The organism is Mesorhizobium sp. M0276, from assembly GCF_040321755.1.
In the GTDB taxonomy this organism is placed as follows: Bacteria; Pseudomonadota; Alphaproteobacteria; order Rhizobiales; family Rhizobiaceae; genus Mesorhizobium.
The window spans coordinates 1-13,401 of sequence record NZ_JAMYSC010000101.1; the positions used below are offsets into that span (position 1 = coordinate 1).

A 13,401-nucleotide genomic window follows, 5' to 3' on the forward strand; every position below is an offset into this window, starting at 1 on the left:
GCCCGATCAGCGTCGACTTGCCGTCATCGACCGAACCGCAGGTCAGAAAGCGCAGCAGCGACTTCTTCTCCTGCGCCGCCAGATAGTCGCGGACGCCGTCGGTGGGTGCGAGGCTCTTTGCCATGATGTGGCGCATGGTCAAAAGTACCCCTCGCGCTTCTTCTTTTCCATCGAGCCGGCTTCGTCGCGGTCGATCAGGCGACCCTGCCGTTCGGAGGTGCGCGCGGTCAGCATTTCACCGACGATGGCTTCCAGCGTGTCGGCACCCGATTCGATTGCACCGGTCAGCGGATAGCAGCCCAGCGTGCGGAAACGCACCAGCCGGTTCTCCACCGTCTCGCCGGGGCGCAGTTTCATGCGCTCGTCATCGCGCAGGATCAGCATGCCGTCGCGCTCCACCACCGGCCGTTCCTTGGCGAAATAGAGCGGCACGATCGGGATACTCTCCTGCAGGATGTACTGCCAGATGTCGAGTTCGGTCCAGTTCGAGAGCGGAAAGACGCGGATCGATTCACCCGATGCAACACGGGTGTTGAATATCTTCCACATCTCGGGGCGTTGGTTCTTGGGATCCCACACATGCTGGGCGTTGCGGAAGGAAAAGATGCGCTCCTTGGCGCGAGACTTCTCCTCGTCGCGACGAGCGCCGCCAAAGGCCGCGTCGAAACCGTATTTGTCGAGCGCCTGGCGCAGCGCCACTGTCTTCATCACATGGGTGTGCGTGTTCGAGCCATGATCGAACGGATTGATGTTGTCGCGCACGCCATCTTCATTGACGTGAACCAGGAGATCGAAGCCGAGTTTTTGCGCCATCAGATCACGAAAGGCGATCATCTCACGAAACTTCCACGTCGTATCGACGTGGAGAAATGGGAAAGGCGGCTTGGCGGGATAAAACGCCTTCATCGCCAGATGCATCAGCACGGATGAATCCTTGCCGACCGAATAGAGCATAACCGGCTTGGAAAAGACGGCCGCAACCTCGCGGAATATGTGAATGGATTCGGCTTCAAGCCGCTGAAGATGCGTAAGCTCTGTTGTCATGGACTGTGAGTGTTCTTTCGTACCTTCCAACAGAAGACTTCGCCTCAAATCATCGAGCTTTTTGCGCCCGGTTCAAGCCCTGCTTCTGGACAATCTCTCAAGCCGGCGTTCTAGCAGATCGCCATTGCCAAGAACAATGCAAGACTGGCGCGCCGACGCACGGTTCGGGAATGAATTTTCCATGGATACCGCAAAACTCGGAAATTCCTGCTCGAAGGTCCGAAGTCCGGGAAACCGCGGGAAAAATATTGCTTGGATAGACATGCGACTGCCCTTCCCGGGAATTCTCCAGATCGATCGGCGCAGGCTGCCGATTTTTCGGCGGCAAGCGGCCCGACACACTTTCGAAAAGCGAACCCAGCCGCTATACCAGCCTTGGGAAGCGGGCAAGTGCATGATGAAGGGTGGTAATTCGGGGCGAGGCATTCTACTTCGCCAGACAAGATCCGCCGCATGAACTTCCCGAAAAATAGCGAGCCCGACAATTGAACCGGCTTTCATCCCTGAGACAGCAATTCACGCCTTCGTGGATCAATATCTACTTCTCCATTCTTTGCTTCTTTTTTCCACCGGTTCTGGGATCGGTGGTCAGTTTTGTTTTCAATGGCGGGGCCCTAGCTTCCATCGTACTGATTGCATCTGGGAAAAGGCGCTTTAACGCAGACCGGCCGGTGATCTGGCTGACAGTCGCGATCTATGGCTACTGCGCGGCCAATCTCCTGGCTTCCGTCGTCAACAACTCGTTCGTCCGCGATGCGCCACACCTTATCCCGCTCATCACGTTCCTGTTTTTCCCCGTCTCCTATTCGACCTGGAGCATCACGCAGAAAACCACGCTTGCCCGCATCGTCGTACTCAGCAGCATGGTCGCCTGTTTTGTCGCGCTGCCGATGGCTGTCATCCAGCAATATTGGATTGGGGTCAGGGCCGAGGGCGGGGCCGGCAATCCGATCATCTTTGCAACCGTGCTCTGCCTTGCCGTGATGGTCTGTGTGGCCGGTGCCTTGTCAGGCATAGAGCGAGCCCGGAGTCCCATCTTCCACGCCGCGCTGGCCGGGACGATCGCCATGATCTATTCCGGTTCGCGTATCGTTTGGCTGGCACTGCTGATTGCCGGCATCGCTGTTTTGCTTATCAACCGGCAGAAGCTCAGAGGCAGGAATGCCGCTCGTGTGCTTCTGCTGCTGGTGGCAGTCGGCGCCGTGGTCGCCGCCTTCGGCTTCCAGGCGATATCCGGGCGCGTCGGCTTTCTGCACTCCGATTGGAATGCGCTTGGCGCGCAGGGCAATTACGACAGCTCACTGGGAATACGTTTGGCGCTTTGGGAGATCGGCCTCAAAGCATTCCATGACATGCCGCTGTTCGGACATGGGGTGGGTGCGACCCAGTCTTTGATCAAGCAGGGCTTTCATGATCAGTTCGCGATGGACGCAGGCTTCAACCATTTTCACAACGGCTTCCTGACCGCCTTGGTGCAAGCAGGAATTCTGGGCGCCGCAACGCTGGCGGCGATCTTTGTCGTTGCCGCTGGAAATGCTGCTCGGGTCTTACGAAACAGCAGTGATCCGGTCGAACGGTTCGGCGCCACCATGATTGTCGTCGTGGTGATAACCTATCTCACGGCCGGAATGACGGGCATCCTGGTCGGCCATGACATTCTGGACTCGGTGCTGATGGTCTTCCTGGTGTGTGGAACGTATCTTGCCTCCGGCCGTCAGGCTCCGTTGATGGAAAAGCATGCACCTCCACCAGTGATGGAAGAGCAGGAGCTTCCGGCGGCCACCCAAGAGTTGTTGCGGGCAAGGCAATGAAGGTCCTGGTCACCGGCGCGACGGGCTTCATCGGGCGCCTTATCGTGCAAAAACTTCGCCAAGCCGGCGCCGAGCTTCGTCTCGCTTCCCGCCATCCGGAAAGGCTTGGGTCGGGGGATGGCGCGGTGCTGATGCCCAATTTCGATGCACCGGCCGCGGCCTTTCTGGCACTCACCAGGGATGTGACCCACGTCGTCCATTGTGCCGGCCTCAATAATGATCGGGGCAATGCCACCGAAGCCGACTATTGGGCGGCCAATGTGGAATTGAGCGCGCGGCTGGCGCATGCCGCGGCGGCACAGGTAAGCGGACGCTTCATCCATCTCTCCTCGATCCGGGCCGTGATCGGTGCTTGCGTCAGCGCAACGATCGACGAAAACACTCTTCCTGCCCCGCAATGCGTCTATGGACGCTCCAAACGCGAAGGCGAGATCGAGGTTTTGGGCGCCTATGCGTCGCAAGGCCGCTCTGACGCCGCCGTGTTGCGCCTGCCCCCGGTCTATGGAAACGGCATGAAGGGCAATCTCGCTACGCTGATGCGCCTTGCTGATACGGCGCTGCCGCTGCCGACGGGCGCCCTGACAGGAATCCGCTCGCTGATGTCATCCGGGGCGGCAGTGCGGGCGGTGTCGCACCTTTTGAGCCATTCGGGGTCACTTCACCCGATCTATGTCGGCGCCGATGTGCCGCCGATCGCAGTCGAGGCCATCATCGCCGCGTTTCGCAGAGGTTTCGGGCGGCCGATGGCACTGATGACGGTACCGGCCGGCCTGATGCGACCGGTCGCGGGCTTGCTGGGCAAGCACGCATTTTGGGACAGCATGACAGCGACACAGATATGCGATCCCGCCCTCTTGATATCGCAGGGGTGGACGCCTGAAACCGGCACGCTGGAGAGGCTGGCGGAGCTAGCGCGGCTTGGTAAATCCCGACTCCTTGTTTGACCATCATGATGGCCAGTCAGCTTCGATAGAACGTTCCAAGCAGAATCCGAAGGTCGAGCCAGAAGGACGCTGTACCGAGATAGGCGGCATCCGTTTCAGCCAGAAGCTTCGGGTTCGACATGTCGATGCCCTTGATCTGGGCCAGACCGGTTATGCCCGGGAGCGCCGCCAGAACCCCCAGCCGCCTGCGGCACTCGATCAATTCCTGTTGGGTCGGCAGACAGGGGCGCGGGCCGACCAGGCTCATCTCGCCCTTCAGAACGTTCCAGAATTGCGGCAACTCATCGAGCTTGAACTTCCGCAGGACTTTTCCGACCGATGTCACGGAATTCGCGGGCGCCTCGTGCGAGGGCAATGACGGCGTCCCGACATACATTGTGCGCAATTTGTGACAGCGAAAAAGCCGCCCGTCGCGGCCGACCCGCGTCTGCGAAAAGATAGCAGGACCGGGCGACGAGACTCGAACGGCAAGGACGGCAAGCGCCAAAACGGGAGATGTGACCACCAGCAGCAGAGCCGCACCGGCAAGATCGAAGATGTGCTTGGTTGCCTTCATGAACGACCGATCATGCTCCCTGCCAAAGTCCCGAGGCGACGCCGCAGGCGAGGCCCGGGTCGACGTAGCATGAGCTCATCTCTCGACCAAGAGCGCCACGCAGCCGTTCGACGCTCAGATGCGCCCGAGGATGAAAGCGAGATAGAGCCCTAGGGTGCCGGAAACCGTCTGCCGATAGACACCGCTTTTGTGCAAGCCAGCCAAGCGGCGGAAAAGACCGCCCTCCCGCCCGCGGGTGAAAAGGTCGAGGCACGCCGCCGCGTCCTCGGTCAGAAGGTCGCGATTGACGGCAAGCCCGTCAATGTTGAGGTCCGTCCAGCCGGCAAACTCGCCCTTGAACAGGCGGCCAAGCCGGGAAGCCCTCGCCCTCCACGACACGTTGGCTCCAACCAGGTTTGCCGCGTGCTGCCGGTAGCGCACCAGTGGCCGCGGATCGTAGCGGACGATGCCGCCGGCAGCGGTCACGATGAGATAGGCCCACCAATCGTGGCTGACGAAACCGGTCCGTGCGCAGGCCCTGGCCAGCAGGTCGCGTGCCGCGGCGTTGAGCAGGATGGTGTTGCCGCCGGCGATGCTTTGCACAAGCGCGTTGCGAAAGGATGGCGGCCGGGCAAACAGCGGCGAATGACCGACAAGGCTTCCCGTTTCCGTCATGGTCGCGGTTCGCGAGCAAAACATCAGCGGCGTTTTTGCGTCATGGGCCTGCATCCAGCGGATGGCGCTTTCCAGCCTGTCGGGCTCCCAGATATCGTCCTGGTCGCAGAAGGCATAGCCGTCCGCATCGATACGTCGATCAAGGATCATCGACCGGAAATTGGCCGCGAATCCTTGCCGCGGCCCCTCCACCAGGGTCATTCGACCCTTGGGCCAGCGGGATTGCCATACCTCGATAATCGCGGTCGTACCATCGATGGAACCATCGTCGGATATCCACAGGTCGACCAGAGGGTGCGACTGGGCGAGCAGCGACCGGAGCTGCTCATCAATGAAGGCGGCGCCATCTTTCGTGCCCATCAGGACTGCGATGCGCAGGTCTGCTTTATCCACGAACGTCAAACACCTTGCTTATGCCAGAGATTTCCGGATCCCGAATCATGGTCGCGTCGGAAGAAAGAGCGGCTTAGCCCGCCTGCCCGACCGTTTTCGGGATCGCTTCCTGATCAAGGCGTTCCCTGGCCTTCTTGGCGCGGTCAAGGCCTGCCAGCACGGCGATCGCGGCAGCCTTGTCCTGATTTTCGGTCGCCTGCTGCAGGTCCGCGAGCGCGACCTGGACATCCGACCATTCCACGACGTCCGTGCTGAGGCCAAAAATCTTCGAAATGCCGAGTTCGACGAGTTCCTCATCTTCGCCATGCAGCGTTTCGTGGAGTTTTTCGCCCGGCCTGATGCCGGTGAACCGGATTGCGATGTCCTTGTACGGGCTCTTTCCGGACAGGCGGATCATCGTTTCGGCCACTTCAAGAATCGGCACCGGCTTGCCCATGTCGAGCATATAGACGGCATAATCGTCCCCGCTCCGCCGCAACGCGGCATCGGCGGCCGACATGATGACGAGATCGACGGCTTCGGCTACGGTCATGAAATAGCGTGTCATGCGCCGGTCGGTGATGGTGACGGGTCCCCCGGCCTCGATCTGCGCCTGGAATATGGTCGCCACCGAACCATTGCTGCCAAAGACATTGCCGAACCGCACGGCTATGAACTTGGTGACGGAGCGACTCCCGCCCGGCTCGGCGGCCGGCGTCCCATGCAGGGCGCTGACGATCTGCTCGGCGGCCCGCTTCGTCATGCCAAGCACCGATGAGGGATCCACCGCCTTGTCGCTCGATATCAGGACAAACTGCGCAACCCCGCATTTGGCCGCGACCTCGGCACAGACCAGCGTTCCGAAAATATTGGTCTGGATGGCCGAATCCCAGTTCTCCTCGAGCAGCGGAACGTGTTTGAGCGCGGCGGCATGAAAAATGATATCAGGCCGGAACTCGGTGACGACCCGCGTTATCTGGCGCCGGTCCGCGACGTCGACGATGCGGACCTTGAGGCGGTCGTGGTCGTTCTCGTCAATATACTGGCTCAGTTGAAAGATGCCGAACTCGGAATTGTCGGCGACCAGCACCGCCTCCGCTCCCAGTTCCAGCGACCGTTTGACCAGCGTTCGGCCGATCGAGCCGGCACCGCCCGTGACCAGGACACGCTTGCCGCCGATAAAAGCGCCGATGCGCTCGATATCGGACGCTACTGTCGGACGGCGCAGGATCGTTTCCATCTCGACGGTGTCGAGAACCAGCTTTCCGTGCCGCTCCAGCTCCGACAGACCGGAGAACTGCACCACATTTATGTCGCCGTGCCGGGCGACGCGGACGAGTTCGGAATAGTCCTCGATCTCGTGCTCGGCGCCACTGCCGAAAATCAGCAGGTCCAGGCTTTTGGTGCCGCTCGCATAGTCTTCCAAAACGTCGATCAGGCGCGGCAGGGTCGCCACCACGGGAACACCCTGTATGCGCGTGCCCAACGGCGCGCCGCGTTCGGTCGCCATGATGCCAGCGATCGAATAGTCCGCCGGCTGCGCCGTGCGCGTGAAGCGGATGATCAGGTCGGCCTCGCCGAGCCGGCCGACGAACAGCGCGCGCTTGACCTCGGTCTTGCCGGTCTTGCGGCTCAGAATGCCCCAGCTCGCGCCGTCACGCAGGAAGCGGTAGAACAGCCGCGGCGCCGATATGATCGTGAAGGAGACGAGGAAGAAGACGATGAACTGGCGCTCGTTGAGCCCCTGCACCGGTTGGAAAGAACGAACCACCAGCGAAGTGGCATACAGAGCGAGCGTCAAAGTCGCGCAGCTCTTCAGGATGTTGAAAAAGTCCGGCGTCGAGGCAAAGCGCCAGACGGTCGTGTAGAGGCCAGAATATCTGAACAGCAGATGGCTGATGAGAACAATGGCTGCCCAGGTTGCTAAACCCTCGTTGGACAGCGGTTCGAACGAAAGATCCGACCGCGAAAGCACGAGGCTGAGCGCCACGGCGACCAGGACCATGACCACGTCCTGGACCATGATGAACGCGCGCCGCATCTGTGGCCGAAGTCCCAATACTGCTTGGAGGTAAGAATTCATTGGAAGGCACTAGACTCCAGGCTCACGGATACGAACACCGCCAAGATGCAAACACGAAGATGCTGCGTGTCCACTTTCTCAAAATTGCTATCCCCGGCCCCCGCCGTCCTGTATCGCATACTGCGGGGTTGACGGCATAGCCAGATGTTTTTTGGTAGAGCGCGCGCATAATAGTAATCTTGACGCCCTGTAGCCGGATGCTTGTTGCCGAGCCGGCGCTTGCGATGTACACACCGTCGCAACGTCAGCGTGTATCCAGTTTTGCCGCAGTTGACTCTGCTCTCGACCTCTTTACGACGCAAATGCGTTGCCATGTCCCTGTCGAAATGGCTATTAGAGACGGGCTTGGCGGTTCGCGATGGCCAGCGAAGGATAATGCGCCAGAACAACAGATTGCGATGTTCCCAAACATGATTGCAGCACTAAACGGCGCTTTTGACGATATTTCCAGGGCCATGAGGTTGCACCGGGTCTGGGTCGCACTTGCCCATGAGGACATCGGCGACCAGCACAGACGCACGACCTTGGGACCGCTTTGGATGCTGGTCAATTATTTTGCTTTCGTCGGCACATTTGTCTTCGTTTTCGTGACCAAAGACACCAGCAACCCGAGCTATATAGCCTATGTAGCTATTGGCATGCTGGTGTGGTTCTATCTCAGCGAAACCATCACCATGAGCGTATCGCTTTTCCAGCGCGAAGCGAGTTTCATTCAAGGCACAACTCTGCCGTTGTTTGTATATGTGATGCGATTGACAATGCAATGCATCATCCGAGCTGGTTATTCGCTGGCTGGTTGCGTTCTTATTCTGCTTTTGAGCGGCTACGGAATCAATACGAACTGGCTGCTGTCCTTGGTGGGATTGTTACTCCTCATCCTGGCAACCCCTGCATTTGTAATCGGTTTTGCGTTTCTGGGCGCTTTCTTTCCCGACAGCGAATTCATTGTCGGCAACCTGATGCGGGTGGGCATGTTCTTAACACCGGTCTTTTGGGTCTACAGCGGGCAAGAGGGCATTCAAAAATATGCTTATCATTGGAACCCTTTCACCTATTTCTTGGAGGGGGTACGCGGTCCTATCACGGCGGGGATATTCCCGACACATGCCTTGGCGGTGACAGGTTACATCTGTCTTGGCCTCTGGGCCCTTGCGTTGCTGCTGCTGGGTCTTTATCGCAAGCGCATCGTTTTCTTGATCTGAGTTCCATGACCTCCATCATACTGGACAATGTCAGCCTCGTTTATCGGCTTTTTGAAAAGCTGACGCTTTCGGCGCCTGGCCGTCGCCGGAGCGCTCTCGGCGGCAGCATAGCAAAATCGGGCAATAAGCAGGTCGTGCAGGCGCTCGACAATGTCAGCTTCGAACTCAAGGCGGGCGACCGGTTGGGTCTCGTCGGCCCGAATGGCGCCGGCAAGACCACATTGCTCAAGGTTCTGTACGGAATCTACCAGCCATCGGGCGGTACGATATCGATCGCGGGTAAGGTCGATGCCCTGTTCAACATCCACATAGGGTTTCGTCCAGAGGCCACCGGGCGCAGAAATATTGTGCTGAGGGGGTTGATCAGCGGTTGGACGGCGGCCGAGATCGAAGAGAAGATGGAAGAGATAATCGATTTCAGCGAACTGGGAGACTTCATCGACCTGCCGTTCAAGGCGTACAGCCAGGGCATGGCGGCACGTCTGGCATTTGCAGCAGCGACCACGCTTGAGCCTGAAATCCTGTTGATGGATGAATGGATTGGCGCCGGCGACGCGTCATTCCAGGAAAAAGCCAAACGACGCATGGACGAACTGGCGGAAAAGGCCGGCATCATCGTGCTGGCTAGCCACGACGATGCGCTCATCCAGCGCGTTTGCACGAAGAAAATGACACTTCGAGCCGGCCGGGTGGAGTCGTTGATTTAAAAGCGCCTTGCAATGTCTGATATTGAGGGTCGAGCTATGGTTCGATACATCATAGCATCATCCATCTTCGAGCGTTGTTGCCTGCCGGAATACCCGAAAGCTTTCAACAGTCTGAAACCGCTCTCGAAGCCAGGGCCGCACAACGGAAATCAGCCGCACCCGGTCAGCCATGCAACCCCGACCAGGGATCTGCGCCCGCGATATTCATAGAATTAACGTTTTGATAGAGCCCGATCTAAGCGTACCAACGTTCACCAACCGGAATGAAAAAGCACCTTCAATTGATGACCAAGATTGCCGAATTACCATGGGCACCGAAGCGCCAGGCCATCTTAATCCTGGGAATGCACAGGAGCGGAACCTCAGCGCTTGGGGGCGTACTCAATGCATTGGGAGCAGCCGGGCCGAAGACCCCGCTGCCGTCGCACGCGGCCAATCCGCGCGGATTCTTCGAGAGTGCGCCCCTTGCCCTTGCGCATGACGAACTGCTCGCATTTGCAGGCTCGTCCTGGCTTGATTGGCGTCAACTCGATCACCAAAGAATTAACTCAAAGGCAGCAGATCCGTATCGTCAGAAAATAAAACAGCTGCTCATCGACGAGTTCGGTGATGAACCATTGATCGTTGTCAAAGACCCGCGGACATGCAGATTTGTCCCATTCATATCGTCGATCTTGGACGAAATGAATGTCGGCTCTGTCGCTTTTCTGCCGGTGCGCAATCCTCTTGAGGTCGCATATTCGCTGCACCGGCGAGATAAAATCGCGCTGCCGACGTCGCTGCTGTTGTGGCTGAGGCATGTGCTCGAAGCCGAATATCATTCGCGACACATGCCGCGATATGTTCTGTCATATGAAGGGTTCTTGGTCGACTGGCGAAAGCATATGGACCGCGCAGCTGAAAAAACTGGTGTTGTCTGGCCTTCTCGACCCGACCACTCGGACGTCAAGATAGAGCAGTTTCTGACGACAGACCTTTATCATGAAAGGTCCACGCTCGAAGTTATGCGTAATCATCCGGATGTTACGTCGCTGGTCCGCGAGACTTATCAAATTCTGACCACTATCGCTGTCGGCGGTGAAGACAAGGGCTCGCTTGATCAGCTGGATACTATGCGGACGAGATTTGACGAAGCCTGCGAAACATTTTCGCCAGCCATGGCAACGGAGGAATTGGCGGTTGCGCAATTGCGTGGTGAACTCAGCACCCGTAACACCGAGACAGAGAATGTCCGTCAAGAAAATTCGAAGCTTGCGAGCTTTTTGGAACAGCAATCCGTTGAAGTTCGCGGCTTGGCGGCCGAGCGTAATGCCCTCGCTGGAACTCGCGACGCTCTGATCGCTGAACGTGATGCCCTCGCCGGGGTTCGCGACGCCCTGAGCGCCGAGCGAGACGCGCTCGCACAGGTCCACGAGAGCCTGATTGCTGACCGGAATGACCTCGTAACCGTCCAAGGTGGGTTGATCGCCGAACGCGATGCCCTCCTCCACGACAGGCAAAGCATCGTAAACGAGCGCGATGCGCTACTCACGTCGCGCAGTTGGCGGCTGACGGCACCTTTGCGACTGATAGGCAGTATGTTCGCCCGTGGCTGACCCCCGGGCCGGCAAGGAATGAGTCGAGCAACCCTCACTTGCCATATCCTCGAAGCTAGCGCGGCGCCCCTTGTTTCTTCGCGTGGAGCGTGCAAAGAAGTGCCGCACGGAGGTGACACCACCATCATGATCCGCGAATATTTCTTGCCTCTCACATGCCTCCTGCCGGCCTCGGTGGTCTCCATCACTTGGGTGGGCGGTGACCAGCGCCCCGAGCCGTTTCGCAAGGACCATCCCGGCGCGTGGGAGATTGGTCCTTAGTGGACCGCACGGCGCCAATGGATATAGCAGAAAGTGAATGCTCCACCGCCTAAAGGCGGTGGCTTCGATTACGGCTCAAAGCCGGATCGGTCCGCCGTCCGGCGGACTGGACGCGAACTCACGTCAGGTTGAGTCGCTCGTGTCCCCTCACTCACAGGTTCTGACCTCTCTCTGGCGCCGTAAACCCTGTGGCTGCCGCGCTTGTATGTAAGCGGTGTTCTCAGGCCACGGCCTTTAGCTCGGGCGCCCGGATGTAGGCCCAAGGCAGCAGGTCGTCGATCTGGCTGTTCGGATGGCCGTTGACGATCCTGGTGAGTACGTCGGCGAGATAGCCGAGTGGCTCGACGCCATTGAGTTTGCAGGTTTCGATCAGCGACGCGATGACCGCCCAGTGTTCGGCACCACCGTCGGAGCCGGCGAAGAGCGCGTTTTTGCGGTTGAGTGCGATGGGTCGAATGGACCGCTCGACCGTGTTGCTGTCAATCTCGATGCGGCCGTCGTCAAGGAAGCCCGAGAGGCCTTGCCAGCGCGAGAGCGTGTAGCGGATCGCCTCGGCGAGCTTTGTCTTCTGGCTGATCAGGCCGAGCTTCTCGCGCAACCAGGGTTCAAGATCGGCGACAATGGCGCGGCTATTTTCCTGACGCATCGCACGGCGTTCATCGGCCGATCGGCCGCGGATATCGTCCTCTATTCTGTAGAGCTCGGCGATCCGTCTCAGCGCCTCGCTGGCGATCGGCGCGGGACCGGCTGCCGCCAGTTCATAGAACCGCCGGCGCACGTGTGCCCAGCAGAAAGCGAGCGTGACGCCACTCTTTTCGGCCAGAACACGATAGCCACCATAGCCGTCGACCTGCAGGATTCCGCTGAAGCCTGCGAGATGAGCGATCGGACGCTCGGCCTTTCGGTCCGGCGCGTAGACATAGGCGACGCCCGGCGGGTCGCTCCCCTCCCATGGTCGGTCATCGCGGGCATAGGCCCAGAGCTGCCCGGTCTTGGTCTTGCCGCGGCCGGGATCGAGCACCGGCGCGGTCGTCTCGTCGGCGAAGAGTTTTGGCGAGGACTTCAATTTGCCAAGCAGCCGCTCATGCACCGGACGCAGGTGCCAGGCGGCGCGGCCGACCCAGTCGGCGAGCGTGGAGCGATCGAGATTGATGCCTTGCCGGGCGTAGATCTGCGCCTGACGATAGAGCGGCAGATGATCGGCATATTTTGAGACCAGGACCTGGGCGACCGTTGCCTCGGTCGGAAGGCCGCCCTCGATCAGCCGGGCGGGTGCGGGAGCCTGAACGACAACGTCCTCGCAGGCGCGGCAGGCATATTTGGGCCGGCACGACGATCACACGCAGCTGCGCCGGAACGATGTCGAGCCGCTCGCTCACGTCCTCGCCGATGCGATGCAGACCATTGCGGCAGCACGGGCAGGCTTGATCCTCGATGTCGATGACCATCTCCACGCGTGGCAGATGGGGTGGCAGCGCGCCCCGGTTCGCTCGGCGCTTTGCGACACGCGCCTGACGTTCGCCAAGAGCGGTCTGTGCCTGCTCTTCCTCACCGGCCGCCTCGATCTGTTCGGCTTCCTCAAGCCCCAGCAGAAGCTGGTCTTCGGGCAGCGTCTCGGCACGCCGGCCGAAGCGGTGGCGCTGCAATTCCTTGATGATTTGGATCAGCCGGGCGTTCTCGACGTCGCGCGCCAGGATCATCGCCTTCAGCGCGTCCGGATCGTCGGGAAGCTGGTCAGCAGTCATCGCCATGACTAGATCAGACCATATTCGCCGACAGCCCGCGACAGCGGAATCCAGGCTGATTCACTTCGTCGCGGGTCAGCCGGCCTGGGCTGGAACGCGGGTCCGGCGCGCCTCGTGGACGCGCCGCCAGTCGAGCCCTTCGAGTAGCGCCGAGAGCTGCGCGGCCGTCAGCCGCATCATGCCGTCATGTACTTTCGGCCAGCGGAACTCCCCATCCTCCAAACGCTTGGCATAGAGGCAGACCCCAGTGTCAGAAGATCAGCTTGATCCGGTCAGTCCGCTTCGCCCGGAAGACGTAGACGGCCCCGCTGAACGGTTATGTGGCGCGCCACATAACCGCATTTATGCGTCGGGCGAGATTATGTGGCGGAGCCTTCCTGGTGCCAGCCTAGGCCCGCCGGTCCGGATTTTTCCGCCACATAATATT

General features: G+C 59.7%; 9 protein-coding genes and 2 pseudogenes. 5 read left to right on the plus strand and 6 right to left on the minus strand.

Translation table 11 applies throughout. From position 1 onward, the window contains the following. Nucleotides 1-138: 138 nt before the first annotated feature. A complete protein-coding gene (cysD, locus tag NKJ01_RS34855) occupies nucleotides 139-1,044 on the minus strand; it encodes a sulfate adenylyltransferase subunit CysD (RefSeq protein WP_352735010.1) in 906 nt (301 codons plus the stop codon). 485 nt (nucleotides 1,045-1,529) lie between these two features. On the opposite strand from cysD, the gene NKJ01_RS34860 reads away from it, so the two are divergent. Both NKJ01_RS34860 and NKJ01_RS34865 read left to right on the plus strand, forming a co-directional pair. Then, nucleotides 1,530-2,855 (plus strand): O-antigen ligase family protein, encoded by a 1,326-nt coding sequence (locus NKJ01_RS34860; RefSeq protein WP_352735012.1) that lies wholly within the window; start codon nucleotides 1,530-1,532, stop codon nucleotides 2,853-2,855. Then, nucleotides 2,852-3,799 (plus strand): NAD-dependent epimerase/dehydratase family protein, encoded by a 948-nt coding sequence (locus NKJ01_RS34865; protein ID WP_352735014.1) that lies wholly within the window; start codon nucleotides 2,852-2,854, stop codon nucleotides 3,797-3,799. The genes NKJ01_RS34860 and NKJ01_RS34865 overlap by 4 nt, the downstream gene beginning before the upstream one ends. Nucleotides 3,800-3,815: 16 nt before the next feature. On the opposite strand, the gene NKJ01_RS34870 is transcribed toward NKJ01_RS34865, so the two are convergent. From NKJ01_RS34870 to NKJ01_RS34880, 3 genes are all read right to left on the minus strand, one after another. Then, entirely contained in the window at nucleotides 3,816-4,355 is a 540-nt protein-coding gene (locus NKJ01_RS34870; protein ID WP_352735016.1) for a sugar transferase, read from the minus strand. A gap of 114 nt (nucleotides 4,356-4,469) precedes the next feature. After that, nucleotides 4,470-5,402 (minus strand): glycosyltransferase family 2 protein, encoded by a 933-nt coding sequence (locus tag NKJ01_RS34875; RefSeq protein WP_352735017.1) that lies wholly within the window; start codon nucleotides 5,400-5,402, stop codon nucleotides 4,470-4,472. A 73-nt stretch (nucleotides 5,403-5,475) separates the two neighbouring features. Further along, the gene (locus NKJ01_RS34880; RefSeq protein ID WP_352735019.1) at nucleotides 5,476-7,422 is read right to left on the minus strand and encodes an SDR family NAD(P)-dependent oxidoreductase; all 1,947 of its coding nucleotides are present in this window, start codon (nucleotides 7,420-7,422) and stop codon (nucleotides 5,476-5,478) included. A 239-nt stretch (nucleotides 7,423-7,661) separates the two neighbouring features. On the opposite strand from NKJ01_RS34880, the gene NKJ01_RS34885 reads away from it, so the two are divergent. The 3 genes from NKJ01_RS34885 to NKJ01_RS34895 all read left to right on the plus strand — a co-directional run bounded on the left by NKJ01_RS34885 (nucleotide 7,662) and on the right by NKJ01_RS34895 (nucleotide 10,968). After that, on the plus strand, nucleotides 7,662-8,666 hold the full coding sequence (locus NKJ01_RS34885) for an ABC transporter permease (protein ID WP_352735021.1): 1,005 nt from the start codon (nucleotides 7,662-7,664) through the stop codon (nucleotides 8,664-8,666). A gap of 134 nt (nucleotides 8,667-8,800) precedes the next feature. Then, a complete protein-coding gene (locus NKJ01_RS34890) occupies nucleotides 8,801-9,373 on the plus strand; it encodes an ABC transporter ATP-binding protein (protein WP_352735023.1) in 573 nt (190 codons plus the stop codon). Between the two features lie 284 nt (nucleotides 9,374-9,657). Continuing rightward, nucleotides 9,658-10,968: a sulfotransferase family protein gene (locus tag NKJ01_RS34895; RefSeq protein ID WP_352735025.1), complete on the plus strand. Its 1,311-nt coding sequence runs from the start codon at nucleotides 9,658-9,660 to the stop codon at nucleotides 10,966-10,968. Between the two features lie 481 nt (nucleotides 10,969-11,449). Here NKJ01_RS34895 and tnpC read toward each other — a convergent pair. After that, nucleotides 11,450-12,980 (minus strand): annotated as a pseudogene (gene tnpC / locus NKJ01_RS34900) (IS66 family transposase). A gap of 69 nt (nucleotides 12,981-13,049) precedes the next feature. Beyond that, nucleotides 13,050-13,214: pseudogene (tnpB, locus tag NKJ01_RS34905) on the minus strand (IS66 family insertion sequence element accessory protein TnpB); the annotation flags it as partial. Nucleotides 13,215-13,401 lie beyond the last annotated feature (187 nt).